Raw genomic sequence first — 20,124 nt, forward strand, 5'->3', positions numbered from 1 at the left:
CGGACGGGTGCATTCCTTCCGTCGTTATAGGCGATGCTGGCAGCTGCTAGCCTTTTGATTAGGCAAACAATTCATTGCGAGTGCGTTGTTTTGCATTTCATGCCTTATCGCTAAAAAAGCGCCTGTTCGGGTCTTGGCTGGCGGGTGGTGACGCCCAAAAGCCTTGCGGCCAACCCCGGTGACAAGGTTGGCCGCAAGGGGCTGCTACACGCCGGTGCCGGCTCAGCCCAGCTCTTTCAGCAGCTCCTTCACCCGCACGATGCGCATCGCCACGTCCGGGATGCTGCTTTCCACCCGCAGCTTGTCCTGGCCGGCCAGCCGGTAGTTACGCTTGGTCTGGATCAGCTGGATGATCTTCATCGGGTCGATGGGCGGGTTCTTGATGAAGGTGAGCTGTAGCGCCACCTCGCTGGCGTCCAGCTTCTGGATGCCGATCACCTTCGCCGCCAGCCGCAGGCGGTGGCTTTCGATCAGCGTCTTCACGCTTTGCGGCGGCAGGCCGAAGCGGTCGATCAGCTCTTCGTGGATGGTGTCGATCTCGTCGTCGGCGTCGCAGGTGGCGAGGCGCTTGTAGATGATCAGCCGCTCGTGCACGCCGGGGCAGTACTCGTCCGGCAGCAGCGCCGGGCTGTGCAGGTTGATTTCGGTGGTGACGCCCAGCGGCGCGTCCAGATCCGGCTCGCGCCCCTTTTTCAGGTCGCGCACCGCCTGTTTCAGCATCTCGGTGAACAGGCTGAAACCGACCTCCTGCATCTCGCCGGACTGACCCTCGCCCAGCACCTCGCCGGCACCGCGGATTTCCAGATCGTGCATCGCCAGATAGAAGCCGGCGCCCAGTTCTTCCGAGGCCTGGATCGCTTCCAGCCGTTTCTGCGCGTCGCGGGTCATGCCGTCGCCGGACAGCAGGTAGGCGTAGGCCTGGTGGTGGCTGCGGCCAACCCGGCCGCGCAGCTGGTGCAGCTGGGCCAGGCCGAACTTGTCGGCGCGGTTGATGAGAATGGTGTTGGCGTTGGGGATGTCGATGCCGGTCTCGATGATGGTGGAGCACAGCAGCACGTTGAAGCGCTGCTGCAGGAAATCGCGCATCACCTGCTCCAGCTCGCGCTCGCGCAGCTGGCCGTGGGCGACGGCGATGCGCGCCTCCGGCACCAGCTCGGCCAGCTTCTCGCGCATGTTTTCGATGGTGTCGACCTCGTTGTGCAGGAAGAACACCTGCCCGCCGCGCTTGAATTCGCGCAGCATCGCCTCGCGGATGATGCCGTTGCTGATCGGGCTGACGAAGGTTTTCACCGCCAGCCGGCGCGACGGCGCGGTGGTGATGGCGGAGAACTCGCGCAGCCCTTCCAGCGCCATCGACAGCGTGCGCGGGATCGGCGTCGCGGTCAGCGTCAGCACGTCGACGTTGGCGCGCAGCCGTTTCAGCTGCTCCTTCTGCCGCACGCCGAAGCGGTGCTCCTCGTCGATGATCACCAGTCCGAGGTTGTGGAAGCTGACATCCGGCTGCACCAGCTTGTGGGTGCCGATCACGATGTCGATGCTGCCGGCGGCCAGGCCTTCCATCGCCTGCTTCACCTCTTTCGCACTCTTGAAGCGCGACAGCTCGGCGATGCGCACTGGCCAGTCGGCAAAGCGGTCGGAGAAGTTCTGGAAGTGCTGTTCGGCCAAGAGCGTGGTCGGCACCAGCACCGCCACCTGCTTGCCGCCCATCACCGCGACGAAGGCGGCGCGCAGCGCGACTTCGGTCTTGCCGAAGCCGACGTCGCCGCACACCAGCCGGTCCATCGGCCGGCCGCTGGTCATGTCGCCGATCACCGCCTCGATCGCCGCCGCCTGGTCGACGGTTTCCTCGAAGCCGAAGCCGGCGGCGAAGGCGTCGTAGTCGTGGTGGCTGAGGGCGAAGGCGTGGCCCTCGCGCGCGGCGCGCTGCGCGTACAGGTTGAGCAGCTCGGCGGCGGTGTCGCGCGCCTTCTCGGCGGCCTTTTTCTTGGCCTTCTCCCACGCCGGGTTGCCCAGCCGGTGCAGCTGCACGTCGTCGCTGGCGCGGCCGGCGTAGCGGCTGATCAGCTGCAGCTGCGCCACCGGCACGTACAGCGTGGCGCCTTCGGCGTACTCCAGCTGCATCATCTCGGTCTGGCCGTCGCCGAGGTCGATCGACACCAGCCCCATGTAGCGGCCGATGCCGTGCGCCTCGTGCACCACCGGATCGCCAACCTTGACCTCGGCCAGGTCACGCAGCATGGCGTCGGAGCTGGCCGCGCTCTTGCGGCGCTTGCCGTGGCTGCGCGCGATGTGCTGGTACAGCTCGGCCTCGGTGACGATGGCGATGGCGGCGTGGTGCAGCTCGAAGCCGTTGAACAGCGGCGTGGCGGCCAGCGCCAGCGGCTGCCGGCCGTCGGCAAATTGCTGCCAGTTGTCCACCGGCTGCGGCTGGATGCCGTTGTCGCGCAGGAACTGGAACAGCGTCTCGCGGCGGCCGAGGCTCTCGGCGGCGATCAGTACCCGGCCGCCGTAGCGGCGCAGGAACAGGTCGAGCTTGGCCAGCGGGTTGTCGGCGCGGCGCTCGACACCGAGATCGGGCAGCGGCAGGTAGTCGCCCGGCGGCTCGCCGTCGTTGGCCAGCTCGATGCGCGGGTACGGCTTCAGCGCCCCCATCAGCTCGTCCGGGCGCAGGAACAGCTCGCCCGGCGGCAGTACCGGCCGTTCCGGATTGCCGCCGGCCATGTTGTAGCGGCTCTGCGCGTCGCGCCAGAAGCCTTCCGCCTCGGCCAGCACGTCGCCGTGCACGATCACGTTGGCCGCAGTGCCTAGGTAGTCGAACAGCGTGGCGCTGTGCTCGAAGAACAGCGGCAGGTAGTACTCGATGCCGGCCGGCCACAGGTTGGCGGAGACATCCTTGTAGATGCGGCTCTTGCTCGGGTCGCCCTCCATCTTCTCGCGGTAGTGCTGGCGGAAGGCGGTGACGCCGGCCTCGTCGGTGGGGTACTCGCGCGCCGGCAGCAGGCGGATCTCCGGCACCGGGTACAGCGTGCGCTGGGTGTCCGGGTCGAAGGTCTTCAGGGTGTCGATCTCGTCATCGAACAGGTCGATGCGGTACGGCAGCGTGCTGCCCATCGGGAACAGGTCGATCAGGCCGCCGCGCAGCGAAAACTCGCCGGGGGCGACCACTTGCGATACGTGCTGGTAGCCGCCGGTGACCAGGTCGGCGCGCAGCTTGTCCACGTCCAGCCGCTGCTTCTGCTTCAGCCAGAAGGTGCGCGACAGCAGGAAGCTGACCGGCGACAGGCGGGTGATGACGGTGGACACCGGCGCGATCACCACGTCGCACTCGCCATTGCGGATTTGCCACAGCGTGGCCAGCCGTTCCGATACCAGGTCGCTGTGCGGCGAGAAGTGGTCATAGGGCAGCGTTTCCCAGTCCGGCAGCAGGGCGATGCGCAGCTCGGGGCGGAAGAACGGCAGCTCGGCCTGCAGCCGCTGCGCGTCCTGTGCGCTGGCGGTGAGGATCAAAACCGGTTGTCCCGGATGCGGCAGCGCAGCAATGAGCGCGCTGTCGGCACTGCCCGCCGGCCGTGCCAGCCGGGTTCTTTGCCCGCTGGCGGGCCACGATCGCAAAGAGGAGGTCATATCGCTATACATTCGCAAAGAGGCGGGTATTATAGCAACGCCACCGGATGAGGGCCGCGCAAGACGGTCAATCAATATCAATAAAGTCCGGGGCATTACCCGCGTACGTTTTCACTCAGGAAACACTGTTTTCCCGGCCCTTTGCCGGGCGGGCAGGCTATACGCCATCAGCTGATAAGGGTAGGGGAGCAGTGGAGAGACAGACTCGGAACGCCTTGCTGGCGTTCGCCGTTTTCGTGGCCGGCATTTATGCGTGGCCCGCGCAGTTGGCCGCGCCCTTGTTGCCGGCGATGTTCCTGTCGCACGGGGCGCTGGCGTGGCGTGCCGGCAGTGCCGGCCTGCGCGCCGGGCTGGTCTGGTGTGCGCTGGGCGCCGCCGCCGCGTTTTGGCTGTTGCCGCCGTTGCCGGCGCTGCTGTGGAGCGCCACGCTGTGCCTGCCGCTGCTGGTGTTGCGCCAGGTGCTGCCGCCGCGCCATTTCCGCCTGTATAGCGCCTTCGGCATCGAGCGCCTGATGCTGCGCCTGTGTCTGCCGGCGCTGTTGATCGTGCTGCCGCTGGTATTGGCGTCAATGGCGCCGCCGCTGCAGTGGCTGGGCTGGTTTGCGCTGGCGTGGCTGTCGCTGCTGCTGTTCTGCGGTTTGCTGTTCACGCCGGCGCCGAGCAGCGCGATGCAGTTGCGCACGCTGTGGCTGGGCGCGCTGATGACCGGCGGCTTTGCGCTGCTGTGGTTGCCGTTTGGCCAGCCGCAGCTGCTGTACAGTCTGATCCTGTTGCTGCCGCTGCTGGTGTTCGCCGCGCCGCGCTACGGCAGCGTCGGCCAGAGCGGGCTGCTGGCGCTGGGATTGCTGCTGCTGTCGCTGCCCTTGCGCCTGGGCGTGCCGGGCTGGGCCGCGCTGCACGACACCCAGGCGGCGCTGACCATGGCGCTGTGCGCCGGCCTGCTGTGCGGCGTGGCGGTGATGGGCGATCTCTACCGTCGCCGCGAACGCCTGCTGCGCGACGTGCGCGCGCAGTTCGAATCCCTGCTCAACCAGAGCACCAGCCTGATGACGCTGAAGGACACCAACGGCCGCTACCTGCTGGTGAACCTCAACTTTGCCCGCCTGTTCGGCCTGCCGGCCGAGCACTTCAAGGGCAAGACCTCGCGCGACGTGTTCGACGCCGACGAGGCGGCCCGCATCAACAGTCATGATCAGCAGGTGATGCACAGCCTGGAGTCGCGCCAGTTCGAGCAGCGCATCAGCAGCGGCGGCAAGCACTACCTGATGCTGTCCAGCGTGTTCCCGCTGTTCGACAGCGACGGCCTGCCGGCCGGCGTCGGCAGCATCTCGGTCGACATCAGCCAGCGCGAGGAAGAGGAACGCCAGCGCCACGAGGCGATGGAGAAGTACCGCGCGGTGGTGGAGCAGTCGCTGATCGGCATCTACATCGTGCAGGGCGACACCCTGGTCTACGTCAATCCCAAGCTGTCCGACCTGGTCGGCTACGCGGCGGAGGACTTGCTCGGCCGCTCGATCACCTCGGTGCTGGTGGCAGGCGAGGACGAGCGCATCCGCCAGCAGATCCGCCGCCGCATGCGCGAGAACATCCTGGTGATGCACTACACCACGCGGCTGCTGCACCAGAGCGGCGACATCGTCGATGTCGAGATCCACAGCCGGTTGTTCGACTACCAGGGCAAGAAGGCGATCATCGGCGTGGTGATGGACATTTCCGAGCGCGTGGCCGCCAGTGCCGAGCTGAGGTTGGCCGCAACGGTATTCGACAACGCCACCGAAGGCATCCTGGTCACCGACGGCGACGGCGCGGTGGTGATGGTCAACAAGGCCTTTACCCGCATCACCGGCTTTGCCTCCGACGAGGCCATCGGCCGCACCTCGCGCATGCTGAAAACCGCCAACCGCGAGCGCAACAAGCCGCTGATCGACGCCCTCAACCAGCAGGGCTTCTGGAAGGGCGAGATGTTCGACCGCCGCAAGTGCGGCGAGCCGTACACCGCCGAGCTGTCGATCAGCGCGGTGCGTGACGGTCACGGCGCGCTGTCGCACTACGTCGGCGTATTCTCCGACATCACCGGCCGCAAGCAGGCGGAAGACCGGCTGCAGTTCCTCGCCAGCCACGACCCGCTGACGCGGCTGCCGAACCGCTCGGCGCTGATCGAGGCGCTGGACAGTGCCATCGCCAGCCCGGACGAGGCGCTGCCGACCATGGCGCTGATGTTCATCGACCTCGACCGTTTCAAGCTGATCAACGACTCCTTCGGCCATCAGGCCGGCGACGAGGTGCTGCACGAGATCGCGGCGCGCCTGCTGCAGGCGGCGGAGCGTTTCGGCATGGTGGCGCGCCTCGGTGGCGACGAATTCACCCTGCTGGTACGCGATTTCGACAACCACGAGACGCTGGCGCGGATGGCGGAAGAGGTGCTGCACGCGCTGGCGCGGCCGATGCGGGTGGAAAGCCACGAGGTATTCGTCAGCGGCAGCATCGGCATCAGCGTCTACCCCAACGACGGTGTCGACGCCGTCGCACTGCTGAAGAATGCCGACGCCGCGATGTACCGTGCCAAGGAAGCCGGCAAGAACACCTACCAGTTCTTCGACGCGCAGATGAACGCGCAGACCTTCGAGCGGCTGCTGATGGAAAGCGGCCTGCGCCAGGCGCTGGAGCGCGGCGAGTTCGAGCTGCACTACCAGCCACAGGTGGCCGGCGACGATCACCAGTTGCTCGGGGTCGAGGCGCTGATCCGCTGGCGCCATCCGCATCTGGGGCTGGTGTCGCCGGCGCGCTTCATCCCGCTGGCGGAGGAAACCGGCCTGATCAAGCCGATCGGCGCCTGGGTGCTGCGCGAGGCCTGTCGCCAGATGATGGCGTGGGATGCGCAGGGGCTGGCCATTCCGCGGCTGGCGGTCAACCTGTCGGCGCGCCAGTTCGAACAGCAGAGCCTGCTGCACGACGTGGCCGAGGTGCTGGCCAACACCGGGCTGGAGCCGGCGCGGCTGGATCTGGAAATTACCGAGAGCATGCTGATGCAGAATCCGCAGGAAGCGGTGCTGCTGCTGGGCGAGCTGAAGGCGCTGGGGGTGAAGCTGTCGATCGACGACTTCGGCACCGGCTACTCTTCGTTGTCTAACCTGAAGCGCTTCCCGCTGGACTATCTGAAGATCGACCGCTCCTTCATCGAGGGCCTGCCCGGCGACGAGGACAGTGCCGCCATCACCGAGGCCATCATCGCCATGGCGCGCAAGCTGCACTACACCGTGATCGCCGAAGGCGTGGAGACCGCGGAGCAGGGCGCCTTCCTGCGCCTCAACGGCTGTGCCATCCTGCAGGGCTACTACTTCAGCAAGCCGCTGCCGGCGGCCAACCTTGCCGGCTGGCTGCTCAAGCACCAGCAGCGCTGCCAGGCCAGTCTGGCCTGAGCACGGCTGTCATGCGCGGGCGAATAAAGCGCTACAATGCGCGCTTGATTTTTACTGGTGATGCCTCATGAGCAACAAGAAACTCATTCACGGCTTCCATGCCGTCAATGCCCGCCTGTGGCAAAACCCGAAAAGCGTACTGGAAATCTTTCTGGCCGGCGGCCGTCAGGACGTGCGCGCGCAGGCGGTGCTGGAGAAAGCCGCCGCCGAGGGCGTGAAAGCGCACATCGTCGACAAGGAACGCCTGGACAGCATGACCGGCAAGGCGCGCCATCAGGGCGTGGTGGCGATGATCGACGCCAACCAGAACTTCGTCACCCTCGACGACGTGCTGGAAAACCTGTCCGAGCCGCCGCTGCTGCTGATCCTTGACGGCGTCACCGACCCGCACAACCTCGGCGCCTGCCTGCGCGTGGCCGACGCGATGGGCGCGCACGCGGTGATCGCGCCGAAGGACCGCTCCGCGACGCTGAACGCGACGGTATCGAAAGTAGCCTGCGGCGCCGCCGAGGTGGTGCCCTACATCACCGTCACCAACCTCGCGCGCACGTTGCGCGACCTGAAGGACGCCGGGGTGTGGATCGCCGGCACCGACATGGAAGGCAGCACCGACCTGTACCACTTCGACGGCAGCGGCCCGCTGGCGTGGGTGATGGGGGCCGAGGGCGAGGGCATGCGCCGCCTGACGCGCGAACACTGCGACGTGCTGGTGTCGATCCCGATGTTCGGCACCGTCGAGAGCCTGAACGTGTCGGTGTCCGCCGGCATGGTGCTCAGCGAAAGCCGCCGCCAGCGGGTGCTGAAGGCGTCGTAAGCCGCGCAGCCGCGTGCGACAAGGTTGGCCGCAACGTGCAAGCGTTGCGGCCTTTTTATTGCCTTGTCTTGCACGACTGGCCTGTCGCGTGCCCGAACTTGTTTCCGCGCGCACGGTCATTGCCTATATACCTTATGGGGGTATAAGATAATGGCCATTGAACAGGAGCCAGTCATGGAGCGTCGCTTTTTCCTGCAGGCCGGCAGTGTGCTGGCCGGCCTGCCGTTTGTCAGCCGTGGCGCGTGGGCCGACAGCAGCGTGCCCGATCACGCCGCCGTGGATCACGCCGCCATGGGCCACAGCATGGCACCAGCCGCCACCGCCAGGAGCGGCAGCGGCCCGAGCCTGCCGCGCGGCGAGCCGTTGCCGGCCTTGCAGCCACTGGCCAACCAGGCCGCCGCTGCCGGGCAGTTTTCCGGCCGCCTGCGCGCCGCACCGGTATCGGTGGGCTTGTGGGGTGACCAGCGCCGCACCGCGTTCTGGGCTTACAACGACAGCGTGCCCGGCCCGTTGCTGGAGCTGTGGGAGGGCGATGAAGTCGAGCTTGCCTTCGACAACCGGCTGCCGCAGCCGACCACCATCCACTGGCATGGCATGCCGGTGCCGCCGGCGCAGGACGGCAATCCGCACGACCCGGTGCCACCCGGCGGCAGCCGCCGTTACCGTTTCCGCCTGCCGGACGATTGCGCCGGCAGCTACTGGTATCACCCGCATCCGCACGGCCATACCGCGGAACAGGCGTATCGCGGCCTGGCCGGCGCGGTCATCATCCGCAGCAAGCGCGATCCGCTGCGCCACCTGCCGGAAAAACACCTGCTGCTGTCCGACCTCAAGCTGGACGACAACGGCCAGATTGCGGCCAACGACATGGCCGACCTGCACGACGGCCGCGAAGGCCAGTTCCTGCTGATCAACGGCGCGTGGCAGCCGCAGATCGCGCTGGCCCGCGGCGAGCGCCAGCGCTGGCGCATCTGGAACGCCAGCAGCAGCCGCATCATCAAACTGGCGCTGCCGGCGCACGAACTGCAGCTAGTCGGCAGCGATGGCGGCCTGCTGGCCGCGCCGCGCGACATCGACAGTCTGCTGTTGTCGCCGGGCGAGCGCGCCGAGGTGGTGGTTACCGGCCGTTTTCACGCCGGCAAGCCGGCCGGCCTCATCAGCCAGCCCTATGTGCGCGGCAAGCGCATGCACGCGGAACAGACGCAGGACGAGACGCTGGCCAGCGTCGTCGAGCACGGCATGCGGCCAACCCTGGCACTGCCGGCCACGCTGCGCGACATCGCACCGCTGGGTACGCCCGGCCACCGCCGCCGCATCGTGCTGTCTGAAAACATGGCCGACGCCCGCGCCCCGTTTCTGATCAACGGCCGCAGCTACGACATGCACCGCATCGACGGCACCGGCGAGGTTGGCCGCATCGAGGAGTGGGAGGTGGTGGCCGACGCGCACATGGACCATCCCTTCCACCTGCACGGTACCCAGTTCCAGGTGCTGGCGCGCAGCGTGGACGGCATCTGGGAAGACGAGCCCTTCCTCGCCTGGCGCGACGTGGTCAACGTGCCGGCCGGCGAGATGGTGCGCTTGCGCTTCGTGCAGGCGCTGCCCGGCCTGCGCATGTATCACTGCCACATCCTGGAGCACGAAGACCAGGGCATGATGGCGCAAATCGATTTTTTGCCGAGGTAAGCCATGGACGACTCTCAACATGACTGCTGCAGCGACAAGCGTGTGGTGCAGCCGGACAAGGCAGCGCTGCTGAAACGGCTGGCGCGGCTGGAAGGGCAGGTGCGCGGCGTGGCCGGCATGATCGACGCCGACCGCTACTGCGTCGACGTGCTGACCCAGATCGCCGCCGCACGCTCGGCGCTGGACGCGGTGGCGCAGCAGCTGCTGGAAAGCCACCTCAAGGGCTGCGTGGCCCGTGCAGTGAACGAAGGCAACAGCGACGAGGCCATCGCCGAGGTGATGGCCCTGCTCAAGAAAATGCGTTAACGCACACCATCTGAACTGGAGAACGATATGGCAAACCTGATTCTGACCGTCGATGGCATGACCTGCGGCGGCTGCGCCAACAGCATCAAGAAGGCACTGGCCGGCGTGCCCGGTGTGGCCGAGGTGGAGGTCGATCTCGCCAGCAAGCGCGTCAGCGTGCAGCACGACGGCAATGCCGACGAAAGCGCGCTGCGCAGCGCCATCGAAAACGCCGGTTTCGACGTGATCGGCTGAGCGCTTTGCCACAGATGGCACGGCAAAAGCGCGCAATACGTGCCGCGACATTGCGGCACGGCGCATAAATCCGTACAATCTTCAGCTTTTAACCCTTGCCCTTCGCTATTACGCATGACGAAGGGTTTTATAGCCACAAGGAGTTCACATGCGGCACTACGAAATCGTGTTCATCGTCCATCCGGATCAGAGCGAACAGGTTGGCGCCATGGTCGAGCGTTACAAGGGCATGGTCCTGAACGCTGGCGGTCAGATTCACCGTCTGGAAGACTGGGGCCGTCGTCAACTGGCTTACCCGATCCAGAAAGTTCACAAAGCTCACTACGTGCTGATGAACGTTGAATGCGAACCGGCGACCCTGGCTGAAATCGAACACGCCTTCAAGTTCAACGACGCCGTTCTGCGTCACCTGACCATCAAGATGAATCACGCTATCACCGAAGCATCCCCGATGATGAAGGACGAAAAGGCGAAGAGCTTGCTGGAAAACCAGGCAGCTGCAGCCGAGGCTGAAGTTTCTGCCTAATTGGCAGGTAACGGATCCTTGCAGAACCGAATTGAACTGACCGCTACGGTCGAACGCGAAGACTCGCTGAGATGCACGCCCGCCGGCTTGCCGGTGCTGGAAATGTGGCTCAGACATCAATCCCGCCAGAGTGCGGCCAACCTTGAACGTGATGTGGTCTGTGAAATACAGGCTGTGCTGCTGGGGGAGGGTGCCAGAAAGATGGCAGGAAAGATGGCAGGAAATGTGGTGCAGTGCACCGGTTTTCTCAGTCAGCGCAGTTTACGTAATCCCCGGTTGGTTCTGCATATCGAACACGTTGAATTTGTAAAAGGTTAACCAAATGGCACGTCAACTCTTCAAGCGCAAGAAGTTCTGCCGCTTCACCGCGGAAGGCATCAAAGTAATCGACTACAAGTCTGTCGATCTGCTGAAGGACTTCATCGCCGAAAACGGCAAAATCATCCCGGCTCGTATCACCGGCACCAAGGCTGGCTACCAGCGTCAACTGACAGAAGCTATCAAGCGCGCGCGCTTCCTGGCTTTCCTGCCATTCACTGACCAGCACTAAGACCGGGAAAGGACCGACAAGATGCAAATCATTCTGCTCGAACAAGTCGCCAACCTGGGTACCCTGGGTGACGTGGTAAACGTGAAGAACGGCTACGCCCGTAACTTCCTGATCCCGCAAGGCAAAGCCAAGCGTGCAACTGAAGCCAACCTGAAAGAATTCGAAGCTCGCCGTGCCGAGCTGGAAGCCAAACAGGCTGAAATTCTGGCAGACGCCAAAGTCCGCGCTGAAAAACTGAACGAAGCTACTGTTACCATCGCGCAAAAAGCCGGTGTTGACGGTCGCCTGTTCGGCTCCGTGACCAACGTTGACATCGCTGAAGCGGTTACTGCTTCCGGCGTTGCCATCAAGCGTTTCGAAGTTCGTCTGCCAAACGGCCAGCTGAAGGCCATCGGCGAGTACGACGTTGAAATCGCCCTGCACCACGACGTTGTGGTTGCGATCAAGGTTGTGGTTGTTCCTGCCGTTTAAGCAAGACAGCACTGCCCGCAACACAGAAAAGCCGCCCTCGGGCGGCTTTTTTCATGGCCGCCTGCCGGCGAAGCCGTGTTATGTCGCATTGCACAACGTCAATGTCCTGTTCTCGAACGCCCGTTTGCCTGTGTTGGCGCATAATGCCAATAGATCAATGGAGGGCGCGATGATGGAACTGGTAATTGCTGCAGTATTGTTATTATTCTTTGTTTTTCCGCTGTTTGGTGGCGTGCTGGCCTTTGTCAGCGGCGCGATCCGGCCGCGTTTTCACGGTGGCAAGGTGCTGTCCGGCTGGCATCCGCTGAACCCGTACTACAAGTTGTCGCCGTATCACTTCGGCAAACGCTAGACCGATACCGTCTGCTGCAGAATGGCCCCGCCCGCGCGGGGCTTTTGTTTTGCGGCCAACCTTGGCCGCAGTCACCGCCGACCGTATCAATCCCGTTGCCCGTCCCCCAGTCGGCGCGCCTCCACCTCGAACGGGTTGTCCCGGTACGGCCGCTTGCCTCGCAGCCACAGCCACAGGCTGGCGGCGGGGTAGGCCAGCAACAGCAGCACGCCCCAGCGCTGGTACTGGCGCACGTGTACCTGCTCGTGCGCGCGCAGCCGTGCCAGCAGCAGCCGGTTCTGGCCGATGATCACGTGGCCGAAGGTGATGGCGGCGAACGGCAGGCGTCGTACTTTGTCATCCGGCCACAACGCGATTTCCAGCGCGCCGCGCTGCCGGCTGGCACGAGCGCCGCACAGCAGCAGCGGCAGCGCCAGCAGCAGGCCTAGCAGTGAGCAGGGTGCCGCCCACAGATAGGCGGCGAGGCGACGCAGGCTGCACATGCTACTTGACTGCCCGCGCCATCAGCAGGCAGTCGTGATAGGCGCCATGGCGCAAGCCGTCGCCGCGCAGCGTGGCCTCGCGGACAAAGCCGTATTTTTCATACAGCGCGATGGCCGGCGCGTTGTCGCTGAACACTTTCAGCTGCAGCCGGCGGTAGGGCAGGTAGTCGCTGACCTGCCCCAGCAGCGCCTGCAGCAGCGCACTGCCCACGCCCTGGCCGTGCTGCGCCGGGTGCACGATGATGCCCAGCTCGGCGATATGCGCCAGCCGCGGGTTGTCGCCGGGCTGCCAGATGGCGGCATTACCGACGATGCTGCCATCCGCCGCTTCCGCCACCAGGCTGTACTTGCAGTCGCTCAGGCGCTGCCGCCAGGCGTTTTCGTCCGGGTAGGGCAGCTGCAGGGTATTGGCCTGCACGCTATCGTGCGCCATCAGCGCGGCCACGCCGGCTGCGTCGTCCAGCTCGCTGTGGCGCAGGTGGAACAGCTGGCGCGGTCTGTCCTGCCGCGGTGCGGGCCGGGTGGCGGGTTCGGCGGGCCTGGTGCTGGCCGCATGCTCGCCGGGGCGAAAGCGCAAGCGCGCCATCAGTACCGCATCCTCGTACACGCCTTCGCGCAGGTTGAAGCCGCGCGCCACACCCTCGTGCTCGAAACCGTAGCGTTCATACAGCGCGATGGCGCCGTGGTTGTCGTGCACCGCATCCAGCTCAATGCGCTTGAGATCCAGCCAGTTGTCGGCGTAGTCCAGCAGCGCGCGCATGAGCGCACCGCCCACGCCCTTACCCTGCCAGTCGTCGCGCACCATCAGGAACAGCAGCGCTGTATGGCGGCGCCGTGGTGGGATGGCCAGGTGCAGGCCGCCGCAGCCCACCAGTTCGCCATCCGGCGTGCAGGCCACCAGCGCATGGATGTGGGGTGGAAAGTTGTCCAGCAGCTGCTGCACGCTGGCCAGCGACTGGAACGGCTGCTGCAGGGTATTGCGCACCACGCCGGGGCAGGTACGCAGGCGGTGCAGGGCGGCGGCATCGCTCGGGGCGAGGCGGCGGATCTGGTAGTGCATGGGCGGCTTTCGCGATTACCGGGCGCGACAGCGGTTGGCCGCACCCAAGGTAGCCACCATGCCATGAGGATGGGCGTGGTGACAACTGCCCGTGCGGCCAACGTGTGGCCGGCACGGGCAGGCGGGGCGGTGTCGCCTAGCGCCGCGGCTGCGTCGCACTATCCACCAGCACCATCAGGTGCTGGTAGGGGATGCCGCTGTGGCTGGACAGGCCGATCTCGCAGGTGGCGCTGGTGGAGAAGCCGCCGCCGCAGCCGGCAACCTGTTGCTTCAGCCCGCTTAGCGCGCTTTCGTTCAGCTCCGGGTGCGAAAAGCCCTTGTCGCCGGCAAAGCCGCAGCAGGTGACGCCGGCCGGCTCGATCACCGTGCTGGCGCAGCGTCTGGCCAGCGCGTTAAGGGTGGCAGACTGGCCTTTCTTGCGCATCGAGCACACCACGTGCAGCGCCACGGTTTCGTCCTGCGGGCTGAACTGCAGGTGCTGCGCGGCTTCCTCCTGCACGAAAGTCGTCACGTCGAGGATGCGCAGGCGCTTGTCCTGCACGCCATCCAGCAGCGCCGCGGTGCACACGCCGTTGTCGATCAGCACCGGCCAGCGGCCGTTGTCGCTGGCGGCCAGCAGCGCGGCTTCCACTTCGTTGATTTTCTTCTGCGCCGCCTCGCTGGCGCCCTTGGACTTGAATGGCGTGCCGCAGCACAGGTTGGCCAGGTTGTCCGGGTACAGCAGCTGGTAGCCGGCCTTGTTCAGCACCGAGGCCACCACTTCGTTCAGTGGCCGCGCGTCCGGCGCCTTGGCGGACGGCACGAAGGTGCGGGTCAGGCACGACGGCAGGTACACCACCTTGCGCGCGCTGCCGGCCTGGCCGGCGGCCAGCTGCAGCTTGCCGGCTGCACGCGGGAAGTACGGCGTCCAGCGCGGAATCTTGCGGCCAACCACCTTGCGCAGGCCGCGCATGATGGCGCCGGTGGCGGTGTCTCCAGCCACCGCGTGCAGGGTGTCCAGCGCCTTCAGCCCCAGCCTGGCGCCACTGGCGGCGGCGGCAAAGTTGTCGGCCAGGGTGTTGGCGGTGGCCCAGCCGATGTCGGTCAGCTGCGCCTCGCGGATCAGGCTGGTCAGGCTGCCGGTGTTGATGCCGACCGGACAGGCGGTTTCGCACAGGCCGCAGGTGGTACAGGTTTCGTCGCCGGCGTACTGGTAGGCGGCCTGGATTTCGGCCAGCCGCTCGCTGTCGCCCTGTTTTTCCAGCAGCGCCATCTCGCGGTTGGCGACGATGCGCTGGCGCGGGGTGAGGGTGATGGCGCGGCTGGGGCACATCACCTCGCAGAAGCCGCATTCGATGCACTTGTCGATCAGCGGGTTGGCCGCCGGGATCGGCTTCAGGTCGCGCACGTGCAGCAGCTTGTCGTGGGTGATGATCACGTCTGGGTTAAGGATGCCCTGCGGGTCGAACAGCGCCTTGATCTCCTGCATCAGGCGGTAGGCGGTGGCGCCCCATTCCAGCTCCACGAACGGCGCCATATTGCGGCCGGTGCCGTGCTCGGCCTTCAGCGCGCCTTCGTACTCCACCGCTACCAGCTGGCACACCGCGTCGATGAACGCCTCGTAGCGGGCGATTTCCTCCGCGCCGCTGAAGTTGGGGGTGAACACGAAGTGCAGGTTGCCTTCCAGCGCGTGGCCGAAAATGATCGCCTCGTCGTAGTGGAACTGGCGGAACAGCGCCTGCAGCTTCAGCGTGCCCTCGGCCAGATGCTCGATCGGGAAGGCGACGTCTTCGATGATCACCGTGGTCTCGGCCGCGCGCATCGCGCCCACGCTGGGGAACATGCCCTTGCGGATGTTCCAGTACTGGGTGTACTCGGCCACGTCGCTGGTGAAACGGATGCCGGTTTCGGTGGCGATGTGCTGGATAAAGCCGCTGATTGCCGCCACGTTGGCCGCAATCGCGTCCGGGCTGGCGGCGCGGGTTTCCATCAGGATGGCGGCGGCGTCCGGCCCCAGCGTCTTGATGAACTCCGGCACCCCGGCCTTGTTTTCCACCGATTTCAGGCTGGCGCGGTCCAGCAGCTCGGCCGACGACACCACGTCCTTGTGCTGCGCCAGGATGGCAATCGCGTCGCAGGCGGCCTTGATGCTGTCGTAGAACACCAGCGCCGATGCCTTGTGCGGGTGCTCCACCACGCTGTGGTAGGTGACCTCGGATACGAAGGCCAGCGTGCCCTCGCTGCCCACCAGCAGGTGCGTTAGCATCTCCAGCGGGTCGGCAAAATCCAGCAGCGCGTTCAGGCTGTAGCCGGTGGTGTTCTTCATCTTGTACTTGCGGCGGATCCTGGCCGCCAGCTCGGCATCGGCCAGCACGCGCTGGCGCAGCGCGGCCAACTGTGCCAGCAGGCCGGCGTGGCTGACGCGGAACGCCGCCACGCTGGCGGCGTCGCCGCTGTCCAGCAGCGTGCCGTCGGCCAGCAGCAGGCGCAGCGACTTCAGCGTCTGGTAGCTGTTCTCGGCGGTGCCGCAGCACATGCCGCTGGAGTTGTTGTTGACGATGCCGCCGATCATGGCGGAATTGATGGTGGCCGGATCCGGGCCGATTTTGCGACCGTAGGGCAGCAGCGCGGCATTGGCCTCGGCGCCGATCACCCCGGGCTGCAGGCGGATGGCGGCGCCGTTATCCAGCACCTGCAAGCCTTTCCAGCCGTGGCTGGCCACCACCAGGATCGAGTCGCTCACCGCCTGGCCGGACAGCGAGGTGCCGGCGGCGCGGAAGGTGACCGGCAGCTGCAGGCTGGCCGCCTCGCGCAGGATGGCGCGGACCTCGTCCTCATGCTCGGTCTTGATGACGATCTTCGGCGTCAGCCGGTAACAGGAGGCATCGGTGCCGTAGGCCAGCGTCGACAGCGGGTCGCTGAACACCCGGCGCGCGGGCAGCACTTCCAGGATGCGTTGATGGAATTCGCGATAGGCACCTTGCAGCATGAGACTCTCCGTGTGGCCGCGGCCGGCCTGTTCTGTTCTGGGTCAGCCCCGATGTTGCCACAACACAAACGCTTTCCCATCAGGGGTTTGCCCTTGTTTATGGCAAGCGGTTAAGCTGTTTGCAGCCATGGAGGACAAATCATGCTGATCGACAAGGAACAGGCCACCTTGCTGGTGGTGGACATCCAGGAAAAACTGCTGCCGGCGGTGCTGGATGCCGAGGGGATGCTGGCGCGCTGCCGCTGGCTGATTGCGGCGGCACACGATGTCGGGCTGCCGGTGGTGTTTTCCGAGCAGTATCCGCAGGGGCTGGGGCATACCGCGCCGTCGCTGCTGGCGGCGGCGCCGGGTGCCGCGGTGGTGAGCAAGCTGCACTTTTCGTGCGTCGCCAGCCAGTGCCTGCCGCCGGAGCTGCTGCAGCGGCCGCAGGTGGTGGTGTGCGGCATGGAGACCCATGTCTGCGTGCTGCAGACGGTGCTGGAGCTGCTGGCCCACGGCAAACAGGTGTTCGTGGTGGCGGACGCGGTGTCCAGCCGCAGCCAGATCGATCGCGACGTCGGCCTGCAGCGCATGCGCGATGCCGGCGCGGTGCTGGTGACGCGCGAGATGGTGCTGTTCGAGGCGCTGCAGGTGTCCGGCACCGAGCTGTTCCGCCAGATGAGCAAGCGTTACCTGGTGGGTGAGCAGCCATCCTGATGGCGCGCTGCCGCCCGGTGCGGTGCCCCAAAAAGGAAAAGGTTGGCCGCAATCGCTTGCGGCCAACCTTGCCTCGTTGAGATGACGGCTGAGCCGTTCTGGTTCTCCCTCTATCTAACCCTGCACGTCGTCGTGCCGACGCCGTGTGACTATCCGGAAAAGAAGCCCCGAATTGGCGCATTGCACCAATTCGGGTGGCTTTGCTGCACCACTATTGTGCAAAAAACTTCGTCAACCGAGCGTTTGGTCGATCGGACCACGCGATAAACGAAGAACAACACCTGTCGCTCCGTGGAGCAGGGTAGTACTTAGCAAGGGGTGTGCCAGCTCAAGGATGCTTGCATGCGGCGGTTATCGCTGATGCCGGTCTGGTGCGGCGATGGCCTGTGAAAAACGGCCCTGGCATGCGCTTTCCTGCCGGGCCGTTTGCCAGGGTGATGCCGCCAAACCTGTCCCGATGGGCTGCCCTGACCCGGCGCCCGCCTCCAGGCGCGGCACGACCGCGGCATCGGAGCTGCGCCAGAGACAGGCTTAATGGCGCCTAGCTGGCGCGGAAGGCGATGCGGTAGATGTGTCCGTCCTGGTGCAGGTCCAGCAGCCAGTCCGCGCTGCCGGTGACGCAGGCCGGCAGCGTGACTTTGGCCTGCCAGTGGCCGCCGCCATCGACGAAGCGGTAGCGGTTGAAGCCCATGTCCATGTCCCGCATCGAGAATTCCGCCGTCGGCGCCTCGCTGCCTTGCTTGCTCAGCGTCAGCGTGAACGGGCTGCGCTGGCGCGGGCCGTCGACAAAGCGCAGCACGCTACCATCCGGCAGCGCACAGCCCTGTTGCAGCGCGCTGCAGCTGACGCTGGTGACGGCCGGCGCCGCCGGCTGGCGCTGCTGCAGATACCAGCTGATCAGCGCCACCTTGAGCGCGGCGAACACCAGCAGTGCCAGCGCGATGAACTGCCATTGCCTGCGGCTGAGTGCCTTCATTGCCACGCCCCCCGCATCAGCGCGATGCCGTGCGCGCCGTGCTGGCGGGCGGTATCCAGATCCGCCGCCTGCAGACCGCCGATGGCGAATACCGGCAGCGGGATTTCGTCCTGCAGCAGGCGGGCAAAGCCGTCCCAGCCCAGTGCCGCCTGTTGCGGGTGGCTGGCGGTGGGCTGCACGTGGCCGAGCAGCGCGTAGTCGAGGCCGAGTGCCGCGGCACGCGCCAGTTCCGCGCGGCTGTGCGCCGAGGCGCCGACCCAGGCCAGATGCGGCGGCCGCTCGTCCAGTGCGGCCAACCTTTGGCTGCTCAGGTGCAGGCCGTCCACCGGCCAGCCCTTGATCCACGCCGGATCGGTATTGACCAGCAGCTTGCCGCCTTTGGGGTGGACGATGTCGGCCACTTCGGCGACAAAGTCGGCCAGCTGTTCGCGGCTCTTTTGCGGCTCGCGCACGATGACCCAGCCCGGATTGTCGCGTTGTGCCAGGACTTCCAGCGTGTGATCGCGACCGCATTCGCTGACACAGCTGATCTGCAGCACGTCCGGCAGCTGCAGCGAGCGCAGCACCGGGTCGTTGGCCGGCAGCATCGGTGTGACGCTGTGCTGGCCCGGTGTCTGCCAGGCAAACGACTGCCCTTCGTGCGGCTGCGGCGTGCCTTGCCACGCCCAGATGCGGAAGAAGCGCAGGTGCACCGAGGCGTGTTCGTAGTGGTGGGTGCGCGTCAGCCACGGCGTGGCGTGGCTGACCTCGATGCCCATTTCCTCGCGGAATTCGCGCACCAGCGCGGCCAGCGGCGTTTCGCCGGGCTCGACCTTGCCACCGGGGAATTCCCAGTAGCCGGCGTAGGGCTTGCCGGCCGGCCGGCTGCCGAGCATGAAGCTGCCGTCGGCGTGCATCAGCGCGCCGGCGACAACGGAAATGACAGGTTTGGATTCAGACATGATCGGTATGCCAGACAGGAAGTTGCAATGGGGAACGGCGGCATGCAAAACGCCGCCGCTGACAGGCAGCGGCGGCGTGGCGGGCTAGCCGGATCATTTGGCGCCTTTGACGTGCTGCTCCAGCTCGTTGAACGACGGGCGTTCGGTGGAGTACAGCACCTTGCGGCCGAATTCGATCGCGCTTTGCGGCGCATAGCCTTGCAGGCTGGCCAGCAGCGTGGTCTTGATGCACTGGAATTCCTTGGTGCTGTCCTCGACCTTCTGTTCCAGCAGCGAGCCCAGCGGCGACACCACGCCGTAGGCCAGCAGAATGCCGAGGAAGGTACCGACCAGCGCACTGCCGATCATGCCGCCGAGAATGGCCGGCGGCTGGCCGACCGAGCCCATGGTGTTGACCACGCCCAGCACCGCCGCCACGATACCGAAGGCCGGCAGCGCATCACCGAGCTTGGTCACCGCCGAGGCCGGCATCGCCGCCTCGTGGTGGTGGGTTTCGATCTCGTTGTCCATCAGGTTCTCGATCTCGAAGGCGTTGAGGTTGCCGGACACCATGATGCGCAGGTAATCGGTGAGGAATTCGATCACGTGGTGGTCGTTGGCGATATTCGGATACTTGCTGAACAGCGGGCTGTCGTGCGGGTGCTCGACGTCGTTCTCGATCGCCATCAGGCCTTCCTTGCGGATCTTGACCATGATCTCGTACAGCAGCGACAGCAGCTCCATGTAGCGCGCCTTGGTGTACTTGGAGCCCTTGAACGCGCCCGGCAGCGCGGCCTTGACCGCTTTCAGCGTCTTGCCCTGGTTGCTGACCACGAAGGCGCCGATGGCGCCGCCCAGAATCGCCAGCATCTCGGTAGGCAGCGCCTTGATGATCACCGTCATGTTCCCGCCGTGAACGATGTAGGCGCCGAAGATACAGCCCAGCGTGATCACATAACCAATGATGACATTCATAAGCAAGACTTCCTGAAATGGGGCGGTGAGGATGGTTGTTCGGCTGCGCACTGGCGCAGGGTATC

At 65.7% G+C, this 20,124-nt stretch carries 18 protein-coding genes; 11 read left to right on the forward strand and 7 right to left on the reverse strand.

The genetic code is table 11. From position 1 onward, the window contains the following. Positions 1–222: 222 nt before the first annotated feature. The gene (gene mfd, locus C8E02_RS09845; protein ID WP_120810614.1) at positions 223–3,624 is read right to left on the reverse strand and encodes a transcription-repair coupling factor; all 3,402 of its coding nucleotides are present in this window, start codon (positions 3,622–3,624) and stop codon (positions 223–225) included. A gap of 191 nt (positions 3,625–3,815) precedes the next feature. Between mfd and C8E02_RS09850 the strand changes: the two genes are divergently transcribed. The 10 genes from C8E02_RS09850 to C8E02_RS17640 all read left to right on the forward strand — a co-directional run bounded on the left by C8E02_RS09850 (position 3,816) and on the right by C8E02_RS17640 (position 11,982). After that, positions 3,816–7,043 carry a sensor domain-containing protein gene (locus C8E02_RS09850; protein WP_245961117.1) on the forward strand — a complete coding sequence of 1,076 codons (3,228 nt, stop codon included), beginning with the start codon at positions 3,816–3,818 and terminating at the stop codon, positions 7,041–7,043. 67 nt (positions 7,044–7,110) lie between these two features. Continuing rightward, entirely contained in the window at positions 7,111–7,857 is a 747-nt protein-coding gene (gene rlmB / locus C8E02_RS09855) for a 23S rRNA (guanosine(2251)-2'-O)-methyltransferase RlmB (RefSeq protein ID WP_047967355.1), read from the forward strand. A 174-nt stretch (positions 7,858–8,031) separates the two neighbouring features. After that, the gene (locus tag C8E02_RS09860; protein WP_120810665.1) at positions 8,032–9,543 is read left to right on the forward strand and encodes a multicopper oxidase family protein; all 1,512 of its coding nucleotides are present in this window, start codon (positions 8,032–8,034) and stop codon (positions 9,541–9,543) included. Between the two features lie 3 nt (positions 9,544–9,546). Continuing rightward, positions 9,547–9,849, forward strand: coding sequence for a metal-sensitive transcriptional regulator (locus C8E02_RS09865; protein ID WP_120810615.1), 303 nt, complete (start codon positions 9,547–9,549; stop codon positions 9,847–9,849). Positions 9,850–9,876: 27 nt separating this feature from the next. Next, positions 9,877–10,083 (forward strand): heavy-metal-associated domain-containing protein, encoded by a 207-nt coding sequence (locus C8E02_RS09870; RefSeq protein ID WP_120810616.1) that lies wholly within the window; start codon positions 9,877–9,879, stop codon positions 10,081–10,083. A gap of 148 nt (positions 10,084–10,231) precedes the next feature. Further along, complete coding sequence (gene rpsF, locus C8E02_RS09875; RefSeq protein WP_120810617.1) at positions 10,232–10,609, forward strand: 30S ribosomal protein S6; 378 nt, start codon at positions 10,232–10,234, stop codon at positions 10,607–10,609. A gap of 18 nt (positions 10,610–10,627) precedes the next feature. Beyond that, positions 10,628–10,927 (forward strand): primosomal replication protein N, encoded by a 300-nt coding sequence (gene priB, locus C8E02_RS09880; RefSeq protein WP_082133736.1) that lies wholly within the window; start codon positions 10,628–10,630, stop codon positions 10,925–10,927. Positions 10,928–10,931: 4 nt separating this feature from the next. Further along, the gene (gene rpsR / locus C8E02_RS09885; RefSeq protein ID WP_047967360.1) at positions 10,932–11,159 is read left to right on the forward strand and encodes a 30S ribosomal protein S18; all 228 of its coding nucleotides are present in this window, start codon (positions 10,932–10,934) and stop codon (positions 11,157–11,159) included. A 21-nt stretch (positions 11,160–11,180) separates the two neighbouring features. Further along, positions 11,181–11,630: a 50S ribosomal protein L9 gene (gene rplI, locus C8E02_RS09890; protein WP_047967361.1), complete on the forward strand. Its 450-nt coding sequence runs from the start codon at positions 11,181–11,183 to the stop codon at positions 11,628–11,630. Further along, a complete protein-coding gene (locus tag C8E02_RS17640; protein ID WP_238377317.1) occupies positions 11,614–11,982 on the forward strand; it encodes a hypothetical protein in 369 nt (122 codons plus the stop codon). Before rplI ends, C8E02_RS17640 begins: the two co-directional genes overlap by 17 nt. An 86-nt stretch (positions 11,983–12,068) precedes the next feature. Here C8E02_RS17640 and C8E02_RS09900 read toward each other — a convergent pair whose 3' ends face one another. The 3 genes from C8E02_RS09900 to C8E02_RS09910 form a co-directional block, all read right to left on the reverse strand. Continuing rightward, on the reverse strand, positions 12,069–12,464 hold the full coding sequence (locus tag C8E02_RS09900; protein ID WP_120810618.1) for a hypothetical protein: 396 nt from the start codon (positions 12,462–12,464) through the stop codon (positions 12,069–12,071). 1 nt (position 12,465) lies between these two features. Continuing rightward, a complete protein-coding gene (locus tag C8E02_RS09905) occupies positions 12,466–13,524 on the reverse strand; it encodes a GNAT family N-acetyltransferase (RefSeq protein WP_120810619.1) in 1,059 nt (352 codons plus the stop codon). A 136-nt stretch (positions 13,525–13,660) separates the two neighbouring features. Beyond that, on the reverse strand, positions 13,661–16,492 hold the full coding sequence (locus C8E02_RS09910; RefSeq protein ID WP_120810620.1) for an FAD-binding and (Fe-S)-binding domain-containing protein: 2,832 nt from the start codon (positions 16,490–16,492) through the stop codon (positions 13,661–13,663). 141 nt (positions 16,493–16,633) lie between these two features. On the opposite strand from C8E02_RS09910, the gene C8E02_RS09915 reads away from it, so the two are divergent. Beyond that, on the forward strand, positions 16,634–17,188 hold the full coding sequence (locus C8E02_RS09915; protein ID WP_120810621.1) for a hydrolase: 555 nt from the start codon (positions 16,634–16,636) through the stop codon (positions 17,186–17,188). Positions 17,189–17,729: 541 nt separating this feature from the next. Here C8E02_RS09915 and C8E02_RS09920 read toward each other — a convergent pair. The 3 genes from C8E02_RS09920 to motA form a co-directional block, all read right to left on the reverse strand. Next, positions 17,730–18,164 carry a hypothetical protein gene (locus C8E02_RS09920; protein ID WP_120810622.1) on the reverse strand — a complete coding sequence of 145 codons (435 nt, stop codon included), beginning with the start codon at positions 18,162–18,164 and terminating at the stop codon, positions 17,730–17,732. Beyond that, positions 18,161–19,105, reverse strand: coding sequence for a Nudix family hydrolase (locus C8E02_RS09925; RefSeq protein ID WP_120810623.1), 945 nt, complete (start codon positions 19,103–19,105; stop codon positions 18,161–18,163). The genes C8E02_RS09920 and C8E02_RS09925 overlap by 4 nt, the downstream gene beginning before the upstream one ends. Positions 19,106–19,198: 93 nt before the next feature. After that, positions 19,199–20,059, reverse strand: coding sequence for a flagellar motor stator protein MotA (gene motA / locus C8E02_RS09930; RefSeq protein ID WP_047967367.1), 861 nt, complete (start codon positions 20,057–20,059; stop codon positions 19,199–19,201). Positions 20,060–20,124: the final 65 nt, after the last annotated feature.

The sequence above is a fragment of the Vogesella indigofera genome, assembly GCF_003633895.1.
Lineage (GTDB): Bacteria > Pseudomonadota > Gammaproteobacteria > Burkholderiales > Chromobacteriaceae > Vogesella > Vogesella indigofera.

Coding starts and splice junctions, on each gene's coding strand:
- C8E02_RS09910 (WP_120810620.1), bottom strand. CDS start 16,492: ATGCTGCAAGGTGCCTATCGCGAATTCCATCAACGCATCCTGGAAGTG.
- rpsR (WP_047967360.1), top strand. CDS start 10,932: ATGGCACGTCAACTCTTCAAGCGCAAGAAGTTCTGCCGCTTCACCGCG.
- C8E02_RS09920 (WP_120810622.1), bottom strand. CDS start 18,164: ATGAAGGCACTCAGCCGCAGGCAATGGCAGTTCATCGCGCTGGCACTG.
- mfd (WP_120810614.1), bottom strand. CDS start 3,624: ATGACCTCCTCTTTGCGATCGTGGCCCGCCAGCGGGCAAAGAACCCGG.
- rpsF (WP_120810617.1), top strand. CDS start 10,232: ATGCGGCACTACGAAATCGTGTTCATCGTCCATCCGGATCAGAGCGAA.
- C8E02_RS09915 (WP_120810621.1), top strand. CDS start 16,634: ATGCTGATCGACAAGGAACAGGCCACCTTGCTGGTGGTGGACATCCAG.
- motA (WP_047967367.1), bottom strand. CDS start 20,059: ATGAATGTCATCATTGGTTATGTGATCACGCTGGGCTGTATCTTCGGC.
- rlmB (WP_047967355.1), top strand. CDS start 7,111: ATGAGCAACAAGAAACTCATTCACGGCTTCCATGCCGTCAATGCCCGC.
- C8E02_RS09925 (WP_120810623.1), bottom strand. CDS start 19,105: ATGTCTGAATCCAAACCTGTCATTTCCGTTGTCGCCGGCGCGCTGATG.
- C8E02_RS09860 (WP_120810665.1), top strand. CDS start 8,032: ATGGAGCGTCGCTTTTTCCTGCAGGCCGGCAGTGTGCTGGCCGGCCTG.
- C8E02_RS09870 (WP_120810616.1), top strand. CDS start 9,877: ATGGCAAACCTGATTCTGACCGTCGATGGCATGACCTGCGGCGGCTGC.
- C8E02_RS09900 (WP_120810618.1), bottom strand. CDS start 12,464: ATGTGCAGCCTGCGTCGCCTCGCCGCCTATCTGTGGGCGGCACCCTGC.
- C8E02_RS09905 (WP_120810619.1), bottom strand. CDS start 13,524: ATGCACTACCAGATCCGCCGCCTCGCCCCGAGCGATGCCGCCGCCCTG.
- rplI (WP_047967361.1), top strand. CDS start 11,181: ATGCAAATCATTCTGCTCGAACAAGTCGCCAACCTGGGTACCCTGGGT.
- C8E02_RS09865 (WP_120810615.1), top strand. CDS start 9,547: ATGGACGACTCTCAACATGACTGCTGCAGCGACAAGCGTGTGGTGCAG.